The organism is Micromonospora sp. BL4 (assembly GCF_003667505.1).
Lineage (GTDB): Bacteria > Actinomycetota > Actinomycetes > Mycobacteriales > Micromonosporaceae > Micromonospora.
This window is the reverse complement of record NZ_RCVJ01000085.1, coordinates 1-20,606: the sequence shown is the minus strand read 5'-3', so window position 1 is coordinate 20,606 and position 20,606 is coordinate 1. Positions and strand designations below refer to the sequence as shown.

19 protein-coding genes are annotated in these 20,606 nt (G+C 72.1%); 5 read left to right on the top strand and 14 right to left on the bottom strand.

The window, feature by feature from the left end; translation table 11 throughout:
- Nucleotides 1-51 precede the first annotated feature (51 nt).
- Both ctaD and EAD89_RS07545 read right to left on the bottom strand, forming a co-directional pair.
- On the bottom strand, nucleotides 52-1,812 hold the full coding sequence (gene ctaD / locus EAD89_RS07550) for a cytochrome c oxidase subunit I (RefSeq protein ID WP_121652341.1): 1,761 nt from the start codon (nucleotides 1,810-1,812) through the stop codon (nucleotides 52-54).
- Between the two features lie 119 nt (nucleotides 1,813-1,931).
- Complete coding sequence (locus EAD89_RS07545) at nucleotides 1,932-3,038, bottom strand: FAD-dependent monooxygenase (protein WP_121675213.1); 1,107 nt, start codon at nucleotides 3,036-3,038, stop codon at nucleotides 1,932-1,934.
- Nucleotides 3,039-3,342: 304 nt separating this feature from the next.
- Here EAD89_RS07545 and EAD89_RS07540 point away from each other — a divergent pair, with 304 nt between their 5' ends.
- Nucleotides 3,343-4,494 (top strand): cellulose binding domain-containing protein, encoded by a 1,152-nt coding sequence (locus tag EAD89_RS07540; RefSeq protein ID WP_121675212.1) that lies wholly within the window; start codon nucleotides 3,343-3,345, stop codon nucleotides 4,492-4,494.
- A gap of 133 nt (nucleotides 4,495-4,627) precedes the next feature.
- On the opposite strand, the gene EAD89_RS07535 is transcribed toward EAD89_RS07540, so the two are convergent.
- The 3 genes from EAD89_RS07535 to EAD89_RS07530 form a co-directional block, all read right to left on the bottom strand.
- Complete coding sequence (locus tag EAD89_RS07535) at nucleotides 4,628-5,593, bottom strand: N-acetylmuramoyl-L-alanine amidase (RefSeq protein WP_121675211.1); 966 nt, start codon at nucleotides 5,591-5,593, stop codon at nucleotides 4,628-4,630.
- Nucleotides 5,593-5,745 carry a hypothetical protein gene (locus EAD89_RS30685; RefSeq protein WP_172898999.1) on the bottom strand — a complete coding sequence of 51 codons (153 nt, stop codon included), beginning with the start codon at nucleotides 5,743-5,745 and terminating at the stop codon, nucleotides 5,593-5,595. The genes EAD89_RS07535 and EAD89_RS30685 overlap by 1 nt, the downstream gene beginning before the upstream one ends.
- 138 nt (nucleotides 5,746-5,883) lie before the next feature.
- A complete protein-coding gene (locus tag EAD89_RS07530) occupies nucleotides 5,884-6,669 on the bottom strand; it encodes an aldo/keto reductase (protein ID WP_121675210.1) in 786 nt (261 codons plus the stop codon).
- Nucleotides 6,670-6,763: 94 nt separating this feature from the next.
- Here EAD89_RS07530 and EAD89_RS07525 point away from each other — a divergent pair, with 94 nt between their 5' ends.
- Both EAD89_RS07525 and EAD89_RS07520 read left to right on the top strand, forming a co-directional pair.
- Complete coding sequence (locus tag EAD89_RS07525; RefSeq protein ID WP_121675209.1) at nucleotides 6,764-7,810, top strand: DNA polymerase ligase N-terminal domain-containing protein; 1,047 nt, start codon at nucleotides 6,764-6,766, stop codon at nucleotides 7,808-7,810.
- Nucleotides 7,811-7,824: 14 nt separating this feature from the next.
- Nucleotides 7,825-9,015, top strand: coding sequence for a threonine synthase (locus tag EAD89_RS07520; protein WP_121675208.1), 1,191 nt, complete (start codon nucleotides 7,825-7,827; stop codon nucleotides 9,013-9,015).
- A 52-nt stretch (nucleotides 9,016-9,067) separates the two neighbouring features.
- Here the strand turns inward: EAD89_RS07520 and EAD89_RS07515 are convergent, their stop codons facing one another.
- The 4 genes from EAD89_RS07515 to EAD89_RS07500 form a co-directional block, all read right to left on the bottom strand.
- Nucleotides 9,068-10,414 (bottom strand): pectate lyase, encoded by a 1,347-nt coding sequence (locus EAD89_RS07515; RefSeq protein WP_121675207.1) that lies wholly within the window; start codon nucleotides 10,412-10,414, stop codon nucleotides 9,068-9,070.
- Nucleotides 10,415-10,667: 253 nt separating this feature from the next.
- A complete protein-coding gene (locus EAD89_RS07510) occupies nucleotides 10,668-12,467 on the bottom strand; it encodes a glycoside hydrolase family 15 protein (RefSeq protein WP_121675206.1) in 1,800 nt (599 codons plus the stop codon).
- Between the two features lie 44 nt (nucleotides 12,468-12,511).
- Complete coding sequence (locus tag EAD89_RS07505; RefSeq protein WP_121652332.1) at nucleotides 12,512-12,907, bottom strand: cupin domain-containing protein; 396 nt, start codon at nucleotides 12,905-12,907, stop codon at nucleotides 12,512-12,514.
- Nucleotides 12,908-13,170: 263 nt separating this feature from the next.
- A complete protein-coding gene (locus EAD89_RS07500; protein ID WP_121675205.1) occupies nucleotides 13,171-14,064 on the bottom strand; it encodes a sulfotransferase domain-containing protein in 894 nt (297 codons plus the stop codon).
- 91 nt (nucleotides 14,065-14,155) lie between these two features.
- On the opposite strand from EAD89_RS07500, the gene EAD89_RS07495 reads away from it, so the two are divergent.
- Nucleotides 14,156-15,256 (top strand): beta family protein, encoded by a 1,101-nt coding sequence (locus tag EAD89_RS07495; RefSeq protein ID WP_199733433.1) that lies wholly within the window; start codon nucleotides 14,156-14,158, stop codon nucleotides 15,254-15,256.
- Between the two features lie 6 nt (nucleotides 15,257-15,262).
- On the opposite strand, the gene EAD89_RS07490 is transcribed toward EAD89_RS07495, so the two are convergent.
- Both EAD89_RS07490 and EAD89_RS07485 read right to left on the bottom strand, forming a co-directional pair.
- Nucleotides 15,263-15,544: an adhesin gene (locus EAD89_RS07490; protein ID WP_121652330.1), complete on the bottom strand. Its 282-nt coding sequence runs from the start codon at nucleotides 15,542-15,544 to the stop codon at nucleotides 15,263-15,265.
- Nucleotides 15,545-15,739: 195 nt separating this feature from the next.
- Nucleotides 15,740-16,813 carry an NAD(P)-binding domain-containing protein gene (locus EAD89_RS07485; protein ID WP_233578298.1) on the bottom strand — a complete coding sequence of 358 codons (1,074 nt, stop codon included), beginning with the start codon at nucleotides 16,811-16,813 and terminating at the stop codon, nucleotides 15,740-15,742.
- Between the two features lie 229 nt (nucleotides 16,814-17,042).
- On the opposite strand from EAD89_RS07485, the gene dacB reads away from it, so the two are divergent.
- On the top strand, nucleotides 17,043-18,623 hold the full coding sequence (dacB, locus tag EAD89_RS07480; protein WP_121675204.1) for a D-alanyl-D-alanine carboxypeptidase/D-alanyl-D-alanine-endopeptidase: 1,581 nt from the start codon (nucleotides 17,043-17,045) through the stop codon (nucleotides 18,621-18,623).
- A gap of 35 nt (nucleotides 18,624-18,658) precedes the next feature.
- Here the strand turns inward: dacB and EAD89_RS07475 are convergent, their stop codons facing one another.
- From EAD89_RS07475 to EAD89_RS07465, 3 genes are all read right to left on the bottom strand, one after another.
- Entirely contained in the window at nucleotides 18,659-18,988 is a 330-nt protein-coding gene (locus EAD89_RS07475; RefSeq protein ID WP_199723227.1) for a hypothetical protein, read from the bottom strand.
- Nucleotides 18,989-19,103: 115 nt separating this feature from the next.
- On the bottom strand, nucleotides 19,104-19,541 hold the full coding sequence (locus EAD89_RS07470) for a nitroreductase family deazaflavin-dependent oxidoreductase (protein ID WP_121675203.1): 438 nt from the start codon (nucleotides 19,539-19,541) through the stop codon (nucleotides 19,104-19,106).
- A 90-nt stretch (nucleotides 19,542-19,631) separates the two neighbouring features.
- Nucleotides 19,632-20,450: a hypothetical protein gene (locus EAD89_RS07465; protein ID WP_121675276.1), complete on the bottom strand. Its 819-nt coding sequence runs from the start codon at nucleotides 20,448-20,450 to the stop codon at nucleotides 19,632-19,634.
- Nucleotides 20,451-20,606: the final 156 nt, after the last annotated feature.

Below are 20,606 nucleotides of genomic sequence, written 5' to 3'. Positions count from 1 at the left end.
CGCTCCCGATGATCCGGGGGCGGCGCCCGTCGTACTGCTGCTGTTTGAGCGTCAGTGCCGGTCGATGTCGCTGGCGGTGTCCTCGCGGTAGCTGGCACCGCCGTCGGACTCGCTGGTGAGCGGCTTGGACCCACCCTCCGGCGGGCCGGCCAGGCTCTGGCCGCCGGCGGCCAGCTCCGGGAACTTCGCGTCGAACGCCGGCCGCTCCGAGCGGATGCGGGGCATCCGGTCGAAGTTGCGCAGCGGCGGCGGGCTGCTCGTCGCCCACTCCAGCGAGTTGCCGTGACCCCACGGGTCGTTCACTTCGACCACGGGGCCGGTCTTGTACGACTTCCAGCAGTTGTAGATGAACGGCAGCGTGGAGATACCGGTGATGAACGCGCCGATGGTGGAGATCACGTTCAGCGTGGTGAAGCCGTCGCTGGGCAGGTAGTCGGCGTACCGGCGCGGCATTCCCTCGTTGCCCAGCCAGTGCTGCACCAGGAACGTGGTGTGGAAGCCGATCATGGTCAGCCAGAAGTGGACCTTGCCCAGGCGCTCGTCGAGCATCCGCCCGAACATCTTCGGGAACCAGAAGTAGATGCCGGCGAAGACGGCGAACACGATGGTGCCGAACAGCACGTAGTGGAAGTGCGCCACCACGAAGTACGAGTCCGACACGTGGAAGTCGATCGGCGGGCTGGCCAGCAGCACACCGGTGAGACCACCGAAGAGGAAGGTGACCAGGAAGCCGACCGCCCAGAGCATGGGCGTCTCGAAGCTGATCTGGCCCCGCCACATGGTGCCGATCCAGTTGAAGAACTTCATACCGGTGGGCACGGCGATCAGGTAGCTCAGGAAGCTGAAGAACGGCAGCAGCACCTGGCCGGTGGCGAACATGTGGTGCGCCCAGACGCTCATCGAGAGCGCGGCGATCGCGACGGTCGCGGCGACCAGACCCTTGTAGCCGAAGATCGGCTTGCGGGAGAAGACCGGAATGACCTCGCTGATGATGCCGAAGAACGGCAGCGCGACGATGTAGACCTCGGGGTGCCCGAAGAACCAGAACAGATGCTGCCAGAGCATCGGTCCGCCGGTCGCCGGGTCGTACACGTGGGCGCCGAGGATGCGGTCCGCGGCGAGCGCGAAGAGCGCGGCAGCCAGCAGCGGGAAGACCAGGATCACCAGAAGGCTGGTGACCAGGATGTTCCAGGTGAAGATCGGCATCCGGAACATCGTCATGCCGGGCGCGCGCAGCGTCAGCACCGTGGTGATCATGTTCACGGCGCCGAGGATGGTGCCCAGGCCGGAGATGGCCAGACCCATGATCCACATGTTGGCGCCGACGCCCGGCGAGTGCTCGACGCTGCTCAGCGGCGCGTACGCGAACCAGCCGAAGTCGGCGGCCCCACCCGGGGTGATGAAACCGGCGGTCGCCATCGTGCCGCCGAACAGGTACAGCCAGTAGGCGAAGCTGTTCAGCCGCGGGAAGGAGACGTCGGGCGCGCCGATCTGGATCGGCACGATGTAGTTCGCGAAGGCGAACACGATCGGCGTCGCGAAGAACAGCAGCATGATCGTGCCGTGCATCGTGAAGAGCTGGTTGTACTGCTCGGGCGACAGGAACTGCAGCCCGGGTTGGGCCAGCTCAGCCCGCATGATCAGGGCCATCAGGCCACCGATCATGAAGAACACGAACGCGGTGACCATGTACATGATCCCGATCTGCTTCGCGTCCGTGGTACGCAGCAGCCGCGCGATGGCCGACCCCTTGACCGGCTCCCGGACCGGCCAGGGCCGGGTCACGACCGGCTTGGGTGCGACGGTGGTCACGAGTGGCCTCCGGTTCTCGGTTGTCCCGCTCGGCACACGCTGGTTATCTGCGGGCCGTCATCCGCAAGGAGGATAGTCCCCGGCAGGTCGCAGCGCCGCGTGGGGTGGCGGGACACGATCTACAGCGGGCCGACCAGCAGCCGGTAGTGCTCCCCGAAGATCCGGTCGCCACGTCCGCGCAGCAGCGGATCGCGCAGCGCCGGCGGGACGTCCCGGGTCCGGTTGCGGTCCCGGGTCCGGTCCCGCACCCATCGGGTACGCGGGCGGCGGCGGCTCTCGTACGCGACGAGCGCCGCCTCCACGCTCCCCGCGGCGCGCAGCGACTCGGCCAGCACCACGGCGTCCTCCAGCGCCATCGCCGCACCCTGGGACAGCGTCGGCGCGGTGGCGTGCGCGGCGTCGCCCACCAGCAGCACCCGCCCCCGGTGCCAGCGGCCCAGCTCCACCTCGTCGGTGATCCCGACGTGCACCCGGTCGAGCGCCGCCAGCACCTCGGGCACCGGGCCGCGGTAGTCGGCGAAGAGTTCCCGCAGCCGGGCCAGCGGTTCGGCGGGCGCCTCGGCGCCGGCCTCGTCGGCGTACAGGTGCAGCCGACCGGCGCCGATCGGCACCATCAGGAACCCGCAGCGCTGGCCGAGCAGGGCGGTCCACTCGGTGACCGGAGGGCCGTCGCGGAGCACGGCGCGGTAGACCACCTGCCCGACCGGGCGGGGCGGCCCGCCGAGGGAGGCCAGGGCGCGGACCGAGGATCGCGGCCCGTCGGCGCCGATGACCAGGTCGTACTCAGTGCTGGTGCCGTCGGTGAAGGTGACCCCGACCCGTCCCGGCAGCAGGTCCAGGGTGCGGACCTCGGCACCGTGGCGGACGGCGCCGCCGGCTCCGCTGAGCAGCACGCGGTGCAGGTCTGCCCGGGGCAGCGCGCGACATTCGCCGACGCCGGCCCAGAGGGTGTCGAGGTCGACCTCGCAGAGCGGCGCGCCGGCGGCGTCGAAGAAGCGCTGCCGGTGGATCACCTGTCCGAGCGGGCGGACCGGGTCGTGCAGGCCCAGCCGGTGCAGCGCGCGGGCGGCGTTGCCCGGCAGGTAGAGGCCCGTCTCGGTGGACTCCCCCGTCGGCAGCTTGTCCGTGACGTCCGGCCGGAAGCCCGCCAGGCGCAGCGCCCGGGCCACGGCCAGGCCGGCAATGCCCGCGCCGACGACGAGGATGCGCAGGGGGGAGCCACCCATGGTGGTGTACGCCTCCGGAGGGGATGCGGCACGCGTTGGAGGCAACACGCTACTCGGCGCTATCGGCGCACACCAGGGCCCGATCGGCCCGGCCGGAGCCGGTCGTTGAGCGGCCCGGACCGGTTAGCTGGACGTCCGCTGACGGCCGTCCGGCGCGGGCGTGGCAATCCTCACATTTCACCAGTTTGACGCGTACGGTTGCGCAGCAGTTTCAGGCATGTAAATGTGTCATTGAGCGTGGGAGCGCTCCCGTCCTCGCCCCGACCCGTCCGGCGCCCGGCACGCGCCGCAGTCAAGGAGCGTCATGAAACGTCCACTTCGGGCATTGGTCGCCGCCGGCCTGCTGCTCGGCGGCTCGATCGTCGCCGTGGCACTCGGCGGCAACGCCTCCGCCGACACCCAGATCTGCGAGCAGTACGGCTCGACCGTCATCCAGGGCCGGTACGTGGTGCAGAACAACCGCTGGGGCACCACCGCCCAGCAGTGCATCAACGTCACCGACACCGGCTTCGAGATCACCACCCAGAACGGCAGCAGCCCCACCAACGGCGCGCCGACGGCGTACCCGTCGGTGTTCTTCGGTTGTCACTACACCAACTGCTCCCCCGGCACGAACCTGCCGATCCAGGTGAGCCAGATCAGCAGCGCCACCAGCAGCATCAACTACCGGTACGTCAGCGGCGCCACCTACAACGCCTCGTACGACATCTGGCTGGACCCGACGCCCCGACGGGACGGCGTGAACCAGATGGAGATCATGATCTGGCTCAACCGGCAGGGCTCGATCCAGCCCATCGGCTCGGTGGTTGGCACCACGACCCTGGCCGGCCGGACCTGGGAGGTCTGGCGGGGCAGCAACGGCTCCAACAACGTCATCTCGTACGTCGCGCCGTCGCCGATCACCAGCCTGAACTTCAGCGTGCTGGACTTCATCAACGACGTCCGTAACCGGGGCGCGATCACCAACTCCTGGTACCTGACCAGCATCCAGGCCGGCTTCGAGCCGTGGCAGGGCGGCGCGGGCCTGGCGGTGACCTCGTTCTCGGCCAACGTCAACGGCGGCGGCAACCCCACCACCCCGCCGCCGACGACTCCGCCGCCGACCACGCCGCCACCGACCACTCCTCCGCCGGGCGGCGCCGGGTGCGCGGTGAAGTACACGCCGAACTCGTGGAACAACGGCTTCACGGCCGACGTGCAGATCACCAACAGGGGGTCCAGCGCGCTGAACGGCTGGACGCTGACCTACAACCTGCCGAGCGGGCAGCAGGTCACCAACGCCTGGAACGCCACGGTGAGCCAGAGCGGATCCACGGTGACCGCCCGGAACGTGGGCCACAACGGATCAGTCGCACCTGGCGGCACGGCCAGCTTCGGGTATCAGGGCACGCTGAGCGGGGCCTACTCGTCGCCGACCAGCTTCACGCTCAACGGGGCGACCTGCTCGCGCTCCTGACCGGCCAACGGTGGGGCGTGGCCACCCGGTCACGCCCCACCGGTGATGTCCACTCGGGTTCCTTGAAGTCGGGGCATCCTCGCACCTGGGATACCCCGACTTCTTGGAAATCGAGTCGATCTGGCAGTGCGGGTCAGACCCGGGTGAGCCGGACGGCGTCGGCGATGACCAGGCCGGTCGAGTTGCTCCACCGGCTCACGCCCACCCGGTTGGCGTCGCCGGCGGGCAGCGTGAACGTGCCGAGGACCCGCCACTGCCCACCGGTGATCCGTTGGTCGACGCGGACCGTCTGGTTGCCGGTGGTGGTCGCGACGATGTACGGCGCGGCACTGTTGTAGCCGGAGTTCGCCGGCCACCAGGCCTCGACCCGGTAGCTGGCGGTGGCCGGGACGTTGAACCGGTACCAGGCGACGTCGCTGGCCGCGACCGGGTCCGCGTACCGGTAGTCGGTGCCGTACCGCTGGCCGGAGTACGACGACACACCCCAGTTGGCGCTGGCGGTGAAGCGGCCGGCGGTGGTGTTGTCCACCGTGGAGGACCACGCGGTGCCACCGCCGGTCATCTTGGCGGCCACGTCGGCCCGCATCACGTTCAGGTCGATGAAGGACGGGTCGATCTTGCCGGTGGTGCTGGTCTCCCGGTGCCCCCGGGCGTAGCTGCTGTTCCTGCCCAGTCTGGTGAGCACGGCGGCGGTGGCGGCGATCGACGCGTTGTACTGCGCGGCGGTCATCTCCTGGTTGACGCCGTTGTAGTCGATCTCCCACCCGATCATGAGCGTGTTGCCGTCCCCGGCCGGGATCGGCCCGCTGCCGCCACTGACTCCGGCGTGGTTGCACCGGCCGGCGGAGATGACGTGGAAGACGCCGTTGTAGTCGACGAGGGCCTGGCAGAGCGGGCCGGCCAGGTCCGGTCGGCCGTTGATGCAGATGCCGAGCGCGGGGTGGGGGTTGCTGGCGCTGGAGGTCGAGGCGGTGTGGTGCCAGAGCACCCCGATCGGGTCGAAGGAGCCGGGCCGCATCCGGTTGAGCCAGTCCCCCTCGACGACGACCTGGACCCCGGCGGCGCGCAGCACGTCCACCAGCCAGGGAATGGTGGCCATCAGGACCCACCGAGCAGGTCGGCCAGGCACTCGGGCTTGGGCGCGGCGCTCGCCGGGGCGGGCCGGACGACGGTGGTCAGCGCGGCGGCCACCAGGGCGGGGATGGCGAGCATCCCTCGGCGGCGCAGACGGATGGATGGTGACCGGGCCATGGCGATCCTCCAGCGACGGCGGGTTCGAAACGGATCGACGAACGTGATGACGGGCACGCTATACCGTCATGAGCGTCGATGTCGATACCCTTCATCATCGGGCCGGCCGCTGAAGGAATTTGGCAGAACGTGGCTTCGTCAGGCGCTGCCCAGGGCGTCGATCTCGCGCATCTCCTCCGCCGTCAGAGAGAAGTGGAAGACGTCGAAGTTGGCGCTGATCCGCTCCGGGGTCACCGACTTCGGGATCACCACGATCTCGTGATCGATGTGCCAGCGGAGCACCACCTGCGCCGGCGAGACGCCGTGCGCGCCGGCGATCCCGGTCAGTACGGGATTGCTCAGGTCGGTGGTCTTGAACGGGCTGTACCCCTCCAGCACCACGCCCCGGTCGCGGTGCTCGGCGTGCCGCTGCCGGTCGTACAACATCGGGCCCCACCGGATCTGGTTGACCGCCGGATTCTCCTCGGTCGACTGGATCAGCTCGTCCATCTGGGCCGTGCTGTAGTTGCTGACCCCCACCGCCCGGGTCAGGTTGTCGTCCCGGGCGGCCAGCAGTTCCCGCCACATCGGGATGCTGTCGGTGGCGGACGGCGGCCAGTGGATCAACCAGAGATCCACCTGGTCGACGCCGAGCGCCTCCAGACTGGCCTCCAGCGTCTCCCGCTCCCGACCCACCCGGTCCGGCGGGACCTTGGTGGTGATGAAGACGTCCTCCCGGCGCAGTCCGCTCTCCTGGACCGCCCGGCCGACCTCCCGCTCGTTGCCGTACAGGGTGGCGGTGTCGAGATGCCGGTAGCCGGTGTCGAGCGCGGCGAGCACCGAGTCGTAGCCGGCCTGGCCGGTGGCCTTCCAGGTGCCGAAACCGAGCAGGGGCATCCGCACGTCACCGGGGAGCAGTGCGGTGGGCTGGTCGCTGTGGTCCATGAGGACCGTTCTACCCCGCTGCGTACCCGCCATGCGACCGAACCGGACACGCGGGTGCCCAGCGCGCCGGTTCGGTTTGCCGGAGAATGCGGGTGTGGCGGACCGGCTGGAGGAGTACCGGCGCAAGCGGGACGCGGCCCGGACACCGGAGCCGGTGCCGGAGCGGGCCCCGGTCGGGGCCCCCGCGGGCGACGGCACGGGCCGCTTCGTGATCCAGCAGCACCATGCCCGCAGCCTGCACTGGGACCTGCGGCTCGAGCACGAGGGGGTGCTGGCGTCCTGGGCGGTGCCCCGCGGCCTGCCCCGCGACCCCAGCCGCAACCACCTCGCGGTGCACACCGAGGACCACCCGATGGAATACCTCGACTTCCACGGCGAGATCCCCGCCGGGGAGTACGGCGGCGGCCGGATGGTCATCCACGACCGGGGCACCTACCGCGCGGAGAAGTGGCGCGACGACGAGGTCATCGTGACCCTCGCCGGCGAGCGGACCGCCGGGAGGTACGTGCTGTTCGCCACCGGCGGCAAGGACTGGATGGTCCGGCGTACCGACCCGGCCCCGCCCGGCTGGACGCCGATGCCGGAGCTGGTCCGCCCGATGCACGCCACGCCGGCCGCGGGGCTCCCCCGGGACCGGTCCGAGTGGGGGTACGAGCTGCGCTGGGACGGGGTCCGGGCGATGGCGTACGTCTCCGGCGGCCGGCTGCGGCTGCTCTCGGAGACCGACGAGGAGATCACCGGCGGATACCCGTGGCTGCGCGCGCTGGCCGAGGCGCTGGCACCGACCGAGGCGGTGCTGGACGGTGTGCTGGTCCGCATCGACACCGCCGGCCGGGTCCGCCCCGCGCGCCCGTCCAGCGGCCGGGTCCCGGCCGGTGCCCAGTACCTGCTCGTCGACCTGCTCTGGCTGGAGGGCGTGAGCAGCGTGGACGTGCCGTACGCGCAACGCCGGGAGCTGCTCGACGGGCTGGCGCTGACCGGTACGCACTGGCAGACTCCGCCGTGGTTCCCCGGCGCCGGCGACGAGGCCCTGCGCACCGGGCGGGAGCAGGGCCTGCCCGGCGTGGTCGCCAAGCGGCTGGACTCGGTCTACGAGCCGGGCAGGCGCAGCCGGCGCTGGCTCAGCATCGACGCGGTCTGACGGCGAGGAGCGACGTGTACCTGACCCATCTGGACTGCCCGCGCTGCGGCCGGGAGTACGCCGCCGACCAGTTGCACAACCTGTGCGGGTGCGGCTCCCCGCTGCTGGCCCGCTACGACCTGGCGGCGGTGGCGAAGGCGGTCACCCCGGAGCACTTCCCACTGCGCCCGGCCGACCTGTGGCGCTACCGGGAGCTGCTCCCGGTCGCCGACCCCCGACACGTCACCACCCTCGGCGAGGGCTGGACGCCGCTGCTGCGCGCCCCGGCGTACGGCGCGGAGATCGGCATCGACGACCTGATGGTCAAGGACGAGGGGCTGATTCCGACCGGCTCGTTCAAGGCGCGCGGCGCCGCGGTGGGCGTGAGCCGGGCGCGCGAGCTGGGTGTCGAGCGGATCGCGATGCCCACCAACGGCAACGCCGGATCGGCGTGGGCGACGTACGCGGCGCGGGCCGGGATGGGGGCCACCATCGTCATGCCGTTGGCCGCGCCGAGCATCTGCCGGCGGGAGTGCGTGGCGGCCGGGGCCGACCTGCGCCTGGTCGACGGGCTGATCAGCGACGCGGGCCGGAAGGTGGCCGAGCTGATCGCGGAGTCCGCCGGGGCGATCTTCGACGCCGGCACGCTGCGTGAGCCGTACCGGCTGGAGGGCAAGAAGACGATGGGGTACGAGATCGTCGAGCAGCTCGGCTGGCAGACGCCCGATGTGATCATCTACCCGACGGGCGGCGGTGTCGGGCTGATCGGCATCCAGAAGGCGATGCACGAGCTGCGCGACCTGGGCTGGATCGGCGACAAGCTGCCGCGGCTGGTGGCGGTCCAGTCGACCGGCTGCGCGCCGATCGTGCGGGCCTTCGCCGCCGGCGAGGAGCGGGCCGAGCCGTGGGCCGACGCGCACACCGTGGCCTTCGGCATCACCGTGCCGGCGCCGCTGGGCGACGAGCTGATCCTGGCCGCGTTGCGGGCCTCGGCCGGCACCGCGGTCGCCGTCGACGACGCGGACATCCTGGCCGACCTGCGGGACTTCGCCACCCGGGAGGGGTTGCTGCTCTGCCCGGAGGGGGCCGCCTGCCTGACCGCGGCGCGCCAGTTGCGCGCCGGTGGTTGGATCCGGGCAGGTGAGCGGGTGGTGGTGCTCAACACCGGCGCCGGACTGAAGTATCCGGAGACCGTCGACGTCTCCGGCGTACCCGTGCTGGCCTGAGCCGGCGGGCGCCCCGCGGGCCGTGCGGTCCGCGGGGCGCCGTCGTGCCGGCCTACTGGTAGGTGATGTCGGACGGTGCGTAGAGGCAGTTGACGCCGTCGGCGCCCTCCCCGATCTCGACCGGTTCGCTGCCCTTCGGCACGCCGCGGTACTTGACGCAGATCGAGGTGTCCCGGTCCGGGTCATCGACGATGGTGATCCGGCTGAACCGGGCGGTGTCGCCCCAGTTGGTGTTGATGCCGGCGATCGCGTCGGTGTCCCGGACGATCACGTTGTCGATCACCACGTGCCGCTGGTACGAGGTGGAGCAGTTGCCGCAGGCCCGGTAGAGCTTGCCGGCGTTCTCCACCCGGAAGTTCTTGATGTACACGGTGCCGGAGCCGTTGTGCTGGAAGACCTTGTCGCTGGCCGAGCGGGCGCCGCCGCCGTCGACCGTGTACGTGGTGCCGCCGCGGAAGGTGGCGGCGTCCTCGCCCACGTCCTCCCACCAGACGTTGATCAGGGTGCAGTTGCCCTCGCAGTGCACGCCGTCGCCGGCCGGCGCACCGATGATCACGTTCCGCAGGGTGGCCCCGGCGGCCAGCTCGAACATCGGGTCCTGGCTCTCGCTCTGGCCCCCGTCGCCGATGCCGTAGTAACGCTTGAGCCCGCCGTCGAGGGTGCCGGAGACCGGGATCGTCGCGTCCACCTTCTGGCTGCCGGTGGGCGTGGGCCAGCCCGCTGGCGGCGGGTTGGTCGGTCCCGGCGTGGTGGGCGGCGGCGTGGTCGGGGTGCCGCCGCCGGCCGAGTCGACCGCGACGTCGTCGAAGCTGCCGCTGGCGTACGCGGTGACCAGGCCGATCCGGCCGGCGCCGACCAGGCTGTTGCTGCCGGCCGCGATCTGGGCGCCGTTGACGAACCCGCGGATGGTGCTGCCGCTGGTTTCGATGCGCAGCGTGTACCAACTGCCGGTGCCGATGCCCAGTGACGCGGAGCCGATGGACGTGATGCTGCTGCCGTTGACGGCCTGGAGTTCGGCCCGGCCGGAGCCGAGCAGGGCCAGCCGGTACATCTTGGTGCTGCTGCTGGACCGGGCCGCCAGCCCGACCAGGGAGCTGGACGAGCCGAAGCTGACCGGCCGGACCCGGGCCTGCACGGAGTAGTTGGTCCAGCTGGTCTGGCCGGCGAACTGCCGGGCCAGCGAACTGCCGGCGTTGGACTGGTTGAGCACGCCGGAGCCGTCGACGGTCCAGGTGCCGCCGGACTTGGACCAGCCGGAGGTGTTGCCGTCGTTGAAGTCGTCGGTGAAGACGGTGGCCGCGAAGGCCGAGGTCATGCCGACCGCGAGGGCGGCCACGGTCGCGCCGGCGCCCACCGTGAGCAGCAGTGGTCGTCGGCCGGGGAGTCGTCTCTTCTGCACAGTTGTCCTCCTTGACGCGTGTGGTGGCGATCCCACGGCCGTCCCGTACGGGGACGTGCCGGCACGGCGTGCTGCCCTGACCTGGGATCGGTGCGCCCCCGTCGGATGCCCGGTTCCGGAGCGGGGTGAAGCGGGATCAAAGCCGTGGGAAAGGGCTTTCCCGTCTCTTCGAGGCTAGGACTGTGCATGCATTAGCGTCAATGCCTGACGCTTGCAGGTCTGTTGCAGGATTCACCGGTCGGCGCAGTCGGGGTCAGAAGCTGTACGGCTCGGTGAGCCGCCAGGCCGCGTTGATCAGGCCGATGTGCGACAGCGCCTGCGGGGTGTTGCCGAGCTGCGCCCCGGTGCTCAGGTCGATCTGCTCGCTGAACAGACCCACGTCGTTGGCCTGCCCGACCACCCGCTCGAACAGCGCCTCGGCCCGGGTCCGCTCGCCGGCCATGGCGAGGCACTCCACCAGCCAGAACGAGCAGAGCACGAAGCCGGCCGGGTCGGTCGACCAGCGACGCACCAGCCCGTCGTCGGTGCCCAACTCCCGCTCCACCACCTCGATGGTGGAACGCATCCGCGGGTCGTCGGCCGGTAGGAAGTGCACCACCGGCAGAAAGAGCGCCGAGGCGTCCAGCTCGACTGAACCGAACGCGCCGGTGAACGCGCCGAGCCGCTCGTTCCAGCCCTGGCGGAGCACCTCGCCGCGGATCTCGTCGCGGATCCGGGCCCAGCGGTCCGGTTCGGCCCGCTCGCCGAGCCGGTCGGCGAGGCGCACCGCCCGGTCCATGGTCAGCCAGCAGAGCACCTTGGAGGAGAGGTAGTGCTTGTCCCCGTCGCGGGCCTCCCACATTCCCCGGTCGGGCAGATGCCAGGTGCTCGCGACCTGCTCGGTGAGCCCGAGCACCATCTCGCGCAGCTCCCCGTCGAACGTCCCACCCAGGTAGTCGCGCAGCCGCCAGACCGCCGACATCACCTCGCCCGGCACGTCGAGCTGCCGCTGTTTCCAGGCGTCGTTGCCGAGCCGGACCGGCCGGCTGCCGGCGTAGCCGCTCAGCTGCCCGCAGTCGTGCTCGGTGAGGTCACGCTCCCCCTCCAGCCCGAACAGCACCGGCACCGGCTCGTCACCGATGCGGCCGATCGATCGGGACACCCAGGCGAACAGGCGGGACGCCTCGTGCGGACAGGCTGCAACCCAGAGCGCGCGCATGGTCATCGAGAAGTCGCGCAGCCAGGCGAAGCGGTAGTCGTAGTTCCGGTCGCCGCCGATCTGCTCCGGCAGGGACGTCGTCAGCGCGGCGGTGATCGCGCCGCTGCGGGCGTACGTGAGACCGGTCAGCACGGTCGCGCTGGGCCGGACCAGCTCGGGGTACCGGCCCGGATACTGGTGCGGCTCCCGGTACGCCTCCCACGCCAGTGCCGTGTCGGCGAGCGCGGCCACCGGGTCCAGTCGGGCCGGTGGGGCGCCGTACGTCGTGCCGTACGCCACGTCCATCCCGATCACCTGGCCGGCGGAGACCTCGAACTCGTGGGTCACCCGGTCCCGGCCGGCCACTAGCGGAAGTTCCGCACAACGCAGCAACAGTGTCACCGGGCCCGCCGCGGCCACGATCCCACCGTCCGGCTGCTCGTGCAGGTACGGGGTGAGCAGGCCGTACTCCGGGCGGGGTGCGAAGTCCAGCGCCATCCGAACCCGCCCCGACAGCCCCTCGACCACCCGGATCAGGACGGCGGGTGATCTGATGCCGAGCTCGTGGGCGCGGGCGCCGAATTCGGCGGCGAGCGCGTCGGTGACCGCCACGCTGCCGTGCGGGGTGTGGTGCACCGTGCGCAACACCAGCGTGTCCGGCCGGTACGAGCGCTCCACGCGGTAGCCCTGCCCGCCCACGCCCACCGGGGCCAACCGGAAGTGTCCGCCGCGCGGGTCGAGCAGCCGCCCGAACACGGAGGCGCCGTCGAATCGGGGCGGACACCACCAGTCGATCGAACCGTCCTTGCCGACCAGCGCACCGGAGCGGGAGTCGGACAGGAATCCGTAGTCGGAGATCGCCGGCTGCTGCTCCACCCGCCGCGGGTACCCGGATCAGCCCGGAACAGACCGTCGTCGCGTCAGGCGGCGGCGGGTGGCTCGTCCTCGCCGGCCTCCTCTGCCGCGTCGGCCTCCTCCTTGGTCCGGTGCACGGCCTGGTCGGCGTGCTCCGGCGGGCCGTAGACGGTGTAGAGGACCAACGGGTTGGGGCCGGTGTTGACGAAGTTGTGCCTGGTGCCGGCCGGCACCACGACGAGGTCACCCGAGACGACCTCCCGCTTCTCGCCGGCGACCCGGGCCTCGCCGGTGCCGCTGACGAAGGTCAGGATCTGGTCGATGCCCTCGTGCACCTCCTCGCCGATCTCGCCGCCCGGCGGAATGGTCATGATGACCAACTGGGTGTGCTCACCCGTCCACAGCACCCGCCGGAAGTCCGGGCTCTTCTCGGCGACGGTCGCGATCGTGAAATGCTCCATGCCGGGCTCATACCCCGTTCGGCGGCGCGTCACGCCGGGACTCGCAGATGGTGGAATTCCCCACGTTCGGCAGGTTTGGATTTGTGCCGGCCGGGGATCGACATCCCTGACCGGTGCGAGCGGCCGGTCGAGCCAGGTCCCCGCTGGCGTACCGCCGAACGGCTGCGGTGGTGGGAGACGGCCAGAGCGCGGCGACGTTCCGACCACGGTCGAAGCGGCGCCGTGCGCTCGTTTGCGCACCCCGCCGCTCTTCGACATCGAGGTCAGCCGCTGCGGTGCAACCAGGCGAGCAGGTCGGGTGGCGCGAGCGCCGCGGTTCGCGCCCGGTAACGGGCCCGCGCGGCCGCGTCCAACAGGTCCCGTCCCTGCCCGGAGCCGCCAGAACGGAAGAAGGCCCGGCGGTCGTGCAGCACACCGAGCGTGTCCGGTGCGAGCCGGTCGGCGCGCTCCCGCATCCGGCCGAAGGTCGCCGCCTCGACCAGATCGGGCCAGCGCTCGGAAGGCACCTCAAGGCCCCACCGGTCGGCGAGCCGGCGCATCTGGCCGCCCAAATCGGCCCGCAGATCGTCGTAGTGCACCAGCTCGACGTTCGGCTCATGCCGGCGGGCCCAGGCGTCGCTCAGATGCAGGAGCACCCCAGGCAGCGCGTCCAGCTCGGCGCGCGGATCCGCCTCCCGGTCGACCCAGGTCGACAGCCACTGCCCCACCGGCACGCGCGCTCGCGGCGGTCCCGCCGGGGCGGGACGGCCGGTCAGCTCGCTGAGCCGCATCCGGTCCAGGTTGCCGGCCTGGTGGTAGAGCGAGACCGCCATGTCCAGCGGGTGCCGGGCCACCACCACGTAGTGCACCCGAGGGTCGAGCGGCACCCCGTCCAGCGGCGTGTGCGTCTTGATGAACCGCCGGTGCGACTGGGCGGCCAGCCGGCGGTACACCTCGTCCCGCGGCTCGACCAGCCAGTCCAGCCACGGTGACAAGTCGGTCAGCGGCGCCGGCAGGTCCGGCGTACCGAGCACGAGCAGCGCGCAGATCATCTGCATCCAGGTGGTGCCGCTCTTGGATCGGGTGCTGATCACGATGTCGCCGCCCCGGAACGGGAAGCCGGCCCAGCGGCCGCTGTCCTCGTCGTCGGACCGGTAGCGGTGAGCTGGCGCGAGCATCGGAAGAGCGTAGTCGCCGAGCCGACAGCCGGGCAGCCGAATTCCGGCTCGACGGCCTGTGACACATGCGCATGCCTGGCTAGATTGAAGTATGGTGCCCGCCCACGAGGGCCGGGCGGCGGAACCGGTCTACCGCCCCATCCTCGCCAGCCGTCGCGGCGAACTGGACGCCCTGACTCACCTCGACCCCGCGGCCGCCCCGATGGTCGCCCCGATCCTGGAGGTCGGTGCGGCCGATCGCGCCACGGTGGATGTTCTGCGCCGGCTACCGGTCGGGATGCTGCCCGCCGTCGACGTCAGCGCCCTGCCCGATGCGCCCGACACGGAACTGGCCCGCTGGGGCGTACCGCTGGTGCCGGTGATCGGGCTCGCGGAGAGCGACCGCCGGCTGGTCGCGCACGGCGCGGCGGCGCGGGCGTACGCCCGGCGGGCGCTGGTCCGGCTGCGCGCCGGTCAGGACCGTGCCGGGCCGGACGAGAGCACCGCCGCCGTCGAGCGGATCTGGCGGTTCACCCGCCTGGCCCCGGAGGAGTGCGACCTGCTGGTCGACGCGGGGGACGTGTGCTGCGCGGCGGACGTACGGCTGGCCGAGCCCCGGGTACGCCGACTGCTGGACTGGGCCCGTCGGCACGCCTGGCGGTCGGTGACGGTGGCCGCCGGCGGCATGCCGTCGACGCTGTCCCGGCTACCGACCGACGAGCCGGTTCGGCTGGACCGCTGGGACTGGCGGCTCTGGCAGCGGCTGGCCGACGCCGGGATCGACTATGGCGACTACGGCGTCGGTCCGGCCGTACCCGGCACCGGTGACCCGGGCGACCGGTTGCCCACCGTGCGATACACGGCCGACGGCAGTTGGTGGGTCTACCGCTGGTCGCGGCGGGGCGGGCGGGGCGACGACCGGTTCGCCGACCTGTGCCGCACGTTGGTCTCGGCGCCGCACTGGCCGCGCACCGGCGCGGCCTTCTCCTGGGGTGACCATGAGCTGCTGCGCCGGGCCCGCCGGGGCGCCGGCGCCGGCTCGGCCGCCAACTGGGCGGCCTGGAGCACGTCGCACCATCTGGCGCACGTGCTGACCGCGCTGCTGCACCCGCGCGGCGATGCCGCCCCGGGTTGGCATTCGGGGCCGGAGCCGCCACAGCGGGGGCGGTCGCTGCGGCAGTCGCGCGGCGGTGCGAGCCGCCGGGCCGGCTGAGCCTCGCTACGCCTTCTCGGTGAAGCCGAACTGGATGATGCCCTCGTCGTCGACGGTGGCGTCCACCGAGGCGTCGCCGAGCAGCTCGACGGCGTCCTCGTCGAGGAAGATCCGGGCGCCCTGGTTGTCGACCACGTGGTCGCCCTCCACCGGCTCGGGCACCAGTTCCACGGTGAGCGATCCGGCCTCGGCGTCGGCGGCGATACGCACCCCGCCGTCCTCGGCGACGTCCTGTTGGTTGGCGAGGTCGCGGATGACGAGCACGGCATTGTCGGTCATGGTGAGCATTGGCGGTACTCCTCGTGGATTCTCGGCTCGCGGTCGGTTACCGCACAGACCGGACAATCGGTCCGCGTACGAGCACACGTGGGAGGCGACAGGAGGGGCGAACGGTCGTCGCCGTCGCATCGCGTCGGGGCAGCTGACGGGCCCCGTCACCGCCTACGTTGCCCCGTGCCCGGCGATCCGTCAAATAGAGGCGGATCAGTTGAGAGCGTGGGTCGGTGCGAGCAACGCGCGGATCTCGTTGACCGCCGCGCGGCCGGCCCGGTTCGCTCCGATCGTGCTCGCCGACGGGCCGTACCCGACCAGGTGAATCCGCTCGTCAGCGACCACGCGGGTGCCGTCCATCGTGATACCGCCGCCCGGCCCGCGCAGCCCCAGCGGGGCGAGATGGTCGAGCGCCGCGCGGAAGCCGGTGCACCAGAGAATCACGTCCGCCGGCACGAACCGCCCGTCCGCCCAGGCCACCCCGTCGGGCGTGATCCGGTCGAAGACGGGTAGCCGGTCGAGGACGCCGCGCTCGCGCAGCCGTCGTGTCTCCGGCGTGACCGGCAGCCCGGTCACGCCCACCACGCTGCCCGGCGGACGTCCGGCCCGTACCGCCTCGTCCACCCGGGCGACCGCGGCCCGGCCCAGCTCGGTGTCGAACTTCTCGTCGCGGAACTCCGGCGGCCGTCGGGTGACCCAGGTGGTGGCGGCCGCGACGGTGGAGACCTCGGCGAGCAGCTGCACCGCGGAGGTGCCGCCGCCGACCACCACCACCCGGCGGCCGGCGAACTCGTCCGGGCCCCGGTAGTCGGCGGTGTGCAGCTGCCGGCCACGGAAGGAGGACCGACCCGGGTAGTGCGGCCAGAACGGCCGGGTCCAGGTGCCGGTCGCGTTGATGAGGGCCCGCGCGGTCCACTGGTCGCCGTCGGTGCGCACGTCCAACCGCCCGTCCGGACGGGAGCGCACGGCGCGGACCCGCACCGGCCGTCGTACCGGCAGCTCGAACGCTCGCTCGTACCCCGCGAAGTACGCGCTGACCTGCTCAGCCGCCGGCCGCTGCGGGTCGCCGGGAGGGAAGGGCCAGCCGGGCAGGTCGTGGATGCCGTGCACCCGGTCCAGCAGCAGGGTCGGCCAGCGGTGCTGCCAGGCCCCGCCGGGGCCGTCGTCACCGTCAAGGATGACGAAGCCGGCGCCCGGGGTGAAGCCGGTACGACGCAGGTGGTAGCCCGCGCTCAGGCCGGCCTGGCCGGCCCCGATCACCACGACGTCGACGGAGTGGATGTCCACGACGAGCACAACGCCGCACGGGTCGCCCCTCTGCCCGCCCCGGACCGTCGCACCGGTCACAGGCCACGATTCGCGCACCGAGCCGACCGAATTGTCCCGGACCTCTTCTCGGCGCCCGTCCCTGGCGGTGGCCAGCCGCAGCGGAAATCCAGGTCCAGCGCAACGCGTTCGGTAATAACCTTCGCGCGAGGCCCTTTTCTGGCGAATATCTTCGTGGCAGCATCAGCGCATGCATCGCCGTCTCTTTCCCCGGGTCCTCGCGTTGGTCGCGCTCGTCGCCACCGCGGCCGCGGCCGGCGCGCCAGCCACCGCCGAGTCGCCCACCCCCGCGACGACCCGCCTGCGCGCGGCCATCGACACAATCCTCGCCGACCCACGGCTGAATGGCGCGCAGGCGTCGGTGGTCGTGGTCGACACCAGCACGGGACAGACCCTCTACGACCGCAACGGGGACCGGCGGCTGATCCCGGCCTCCAACACCAAGCTGCTGACCTCCACCGCCGCTTTGGAGCTGCTCGGCGAGGGGCACCGCTTCGGCACCGACGTACGCACCACCGGCAAGCGTCGCGGCGGGCTGCTCTCCGGCAATCTCTACCTGCGCGGCGGCGGGGACCCGACAATGCTCGCGGCCGACTACGACGCGCTCGCCGCGCAGGTCGCGGCCGACGGCGTCCGGGTGGTGACCGGCAACCTGATCGCCGACGACACCCGTTACGACCGGACCCGGCTCGGCCCCGACTGGACCTGGGACGACGAGCCCTACTACTACGCCGCCCAGGTCTCCGCGCTGACCGTCGCGCCGGACACCGACTACGACGCGGGCACCGTGATCGTGCACGCCGCACCGGCGGACCGGGCCGGCGCTCCTGCGGTGGTCAACACCACCCCACCAACCGGGTACGTCCGGATCGACAACCGCGCCGAGACGGTCGCCACGGGTGAGACCTCGATCTCGATCGAACGCGAGCACGGCAGCAACACCATCGTGGTGAGCGGCCAGATCGCGGTCGGCGACGAGCCGGCCAGCGACTGGGTGACGGTCTGGGAGCCCACCGGCTACGCGGCCGACGTGTTCCGGGCGGCACTGCGCCGGCACGGCGTGCGGGTGCTCGGTCGAACCGTGCTCGGCCAACCCACCCCGGAGGCCGCCCACCAGGTGGCCCGGCACGACTCGATGAGCCTCGGCGAGCTGATGACGCCGTTCCTCAAGCTCTCCAACAACGGGCACGCCGAGGTGTTGACCAAGGAGATCGGGCGGGTGCTCTCCGGTTCGGGCACCTGGTCGGCCGGGCTGACCGCGATCAGCGAGTACGTGGCCGACACCGGGATGGACACCGGCACGCTGCGCCAGCGCGACGGCTCCGGGCTGTCCCGGCGCAACCTGGTACCGGCGACAGAGTTCGTCGACCTGCTGGCCGCCGTCCGGGCCGAACCCTGGTTCGCCACCTGGTACGCGGCGCTGCCGATCGCCGGGCAACCCGACCGGTTCGTCGGCGGCACGCTGCGCAGCCGGATGGCCGGCACGCCGGCGGCGGGCAACGTGCACGCCAAGACCGGCAGCCTGACCGGGGTCTCCGGACTGTCCGGCTATGTGACCAGCGCCGACGGCCGGCTGCTGGCGTTCTCCATCCTGCTGAACAACTACCTGACCGCGTCCGTCAAGACGCTGGAGGACCAGATCGCCGTGGCGTTGGCCGGCTACGACGCGAACGGTACGGCCGCCGCGCGGGTGGCGCCGCAGGAGGTGCCGGACACGCCACGCACGCCGGAGGGCGTGGAGTGCTCCTGGGTCAAGCCGATCACCTGCTGACCGGTGGCCGGGGGCGCACCGCGCCCCCGGCCGCGTCAGGCCGGACGGTCCGGTGGGGGAACCACGGCGGTCGGGTCACCACGCTCGATCAGCGCGGCGATCTCGGCGGCCCGCAGCCCGCGCAGTGCCAGCACCCGGGTGCCCCAGCGGTGCAGTCGGCACGGGTGCGGGCTGGCGTCGTTTCGGCAGACCACGCCGCCGGACCACCGCCGGGGCGCGTGCACCACCACCGCCCGCACCGCGAACTGGGTGTCCTCGCCTGTCACGTACGGCGGCAGGGGAATGTCGCGGAGCACCTCCCCCGGGGAGTCACCGGCACCGGACGTAGCGGCCGGGCGGACGCGGTGGGCGGTACTGCTACTCATCTGCGGTGCCTCCACACTGGATGGTCAGACGGGGACAGCAGAAAGTTACGTCGCCACCGACCACCCGCGACGGACAAACTGTCCCGCCGTCCCGTGCGCCGTGGCGGACGCCAGGTCAGCCCCGCTCCAGCACCACCACCGGGATCTCCCGGTCGGTCCGGGCCTGGTAGTCGTCGTACGCCGGCCAGATGGCGGTCATCGCCGACCACATCCGCTGCTTCTCCCCGGGCGTCGCGAGGCGCGCCCGCGCGGGAAACGTCTCCGCGCCGACCTGCACCTCGACCTGCGGCTCGGCCAACAGGTTGAGGACCCACGCCGGATGTTTCGGGGCGCCGCCCTGCGAGCCGACCACCAGGTAGTCGTCGCCGTCCCGCCCGTAGATCAGGGCGGTGCGGCGTCGCTTGCCGCTGTGCCGGCCCCGGGTGGTCAGCAGGAGCGTGTAGACCCCCGGCCGCCACTCGTGCCCCTCGGCGCCGCCGGTCTCGACGTACCGCTGGATGTGCTCGGCGACCCAGCCCTCGGGGCTGTCCACCACCTGCTCGCTGGACGTCATCGGCACTCCTCACGGGTCGGTGGCCCTCGCGCCCAGGCTACTGCCGCCACCCGTGCCGGGCAGGCCGAACAGCGTGGCGACGACGACCGGTCAGCGCACCGCCAGGGCCTGGATGCCGACGTTGCCGCAGCGCTCGGTGAAGACCTTCTCGACCGTCCAGGTCAGCACCAGGCGGGCGCCCTTGGGCAGCTGGAACCGGATGGTGAACTGGGCGCTCCGGCTGGTGTACGGATCCTCGAGCCGCGCGGTCCTGACCGGCCCGCCGGTGGACAGCCGGGCCTCCAGCCGGCCGCGGGCCATCCAGGTCCCGGCGTAGAGCTGGACGACGCGCGGCTCACCGCTGCCGGCGACGGCGAGGCTGAACCCGTTGCCGGCGCCGCAGGTGTAGACGCCGTTCGGGCTGCCACGCACCGAGCGCTCCGACGTGCCGTCCCGCCAGCTGACGACCTCCTGGTTGCCGTCCCAGCCGACCCGGGTGCCGGCGCCGCCCCCGTCGATGATCTCTCCGGAGCCGGCGCGCTTACGGACCGTCGAGTTACCACCGTGCAGCCCCCAGTGCATCCAGTCCCGGCTGCCCACGGCGGTGAGGTCGACCTCGGCGGGCACCTCCGCCCGGCTCACCGACAGCACCGGCGTCGACCCGGACGGGGACGGCGGCGGCGCGGCCGGCACGCTGACCGACGGCGTCGGGTCGGGCGAGGGCGGACGCTGCCGGGGACGGAGATTGGGTGCCGCCAGCCCAGCCTCGGTGGTGCGTCCCTCCGCACCCGGGAAGCCGGTGGGCCGGGTGGCCCCGGCGGGCACACCGCCCGGCCGGCCCGCCTGATCGTCGCCGGGCTCCGGGCCGGACCGTGTGCCGAGGTACGAGACGAGGCCCACCAGGCAGACGAGCACGGCGAGCCCTTGCACGGTCCAGCGCCGCTTTCGGGCGCTGGTGAGTCGGCGCAGTGCGCCGCGGGTGCGCCCGGTGACGCCGGCGGTAGTCCGGTGCCTCGCCGGTCCGTCGGGCGGCACGCCCCCGGCCCCCGGATCCGCCCGACGGACCGGCGAGGCACCGGACTACCG